The following is a 766-nucleotide window of genomic DNA, read 5'->3' on the forward strand; positions in this document are numbered from 1 at the left end:
GCGTAAGGCATCGGCACGTCCTTGCCGGCGATGGTGATGACCGGCGCGTCGAGGAAGTCGAAGGCGCGCTGCGACACCTGGTTGGCGATATGGTCGCCGACCGAGCTCTGCGGGAAACCTTCCTCGACCACGATCAGGCGATTGGTCTTCTTCACCGAAGCGATGATGGTGTCGAAGTCGAGCGGACGGATCCACCTGAGGTCGATGATCTCGGCGTCAATGCCCATGCCGCGTAGTTCAGCCTCGGCCTTCACCGCATAGGTCATGCCGATGCCGAAGGAGACGATGCTAACGTCCTTGCCCGGCTTGTGGATGCGCGCCTTGCCGATCGGCAGCACGAAATCATCGAGTTTCGGCACGTCGAAGGACTGGCCGTAGAGGATCTCGTTCTCCAGGAAGATGACCGGGTTCGGATCGCGGATCGCGGCCTTCAGTAGGCCCTTGGCGTCGGCGGCCGTGTACGGCATCACCACCTTCAGCCCGGGAACATGGCTGTACCAGGCGGCATAGCACTGCGAGTGTTGGGCGGCGACGCGGGCGGCGGCACCGTTCGGCCCACGGAAGACGATCGGCGCGCCCATCTGGCCACCCGACATATAGAGCGTCTTGGCGGCTGAGTTGATGATCTGGTCGATCGCCTGCATGGCGAAGTTGAAGGTCATGAACTCGACGATCGGCTTCAGGCCAGCCATCGCGGCGCCGACGCCGACGCCGGCGAAGCCGTGCTCGGTGATCGGCGTGTCGACGACGCGGCGCGGTCCGAATT

The 766-nt window shown here is 63.8% G+C and carries 1 protein-coding gene; it reads right to left on the reverse strand.

Translation table 11 applies throughout. The features are described 5' to 3' along the window. Positions 1-766: pyruvate dehydrogenase complex E1 component subunit beta (locus EOA33_RS37390; RefSeq protein ID WP_127407834.1), on the reverse strand; the 766-nt coding region annotated here is incomplete at both ends.

It is taken from the genome of Mesorhizobium sp. M4A.F.Ca.ET.050.02.1.1 (assembly GCF_003997725.1).
In the GTDB taxonomy this organism is placed as follows: Bacteria; Pseudomonadota; Alphaproteobacteria; order Rhizobiales; family Rhizobiaceae; genus Mesorhizobium.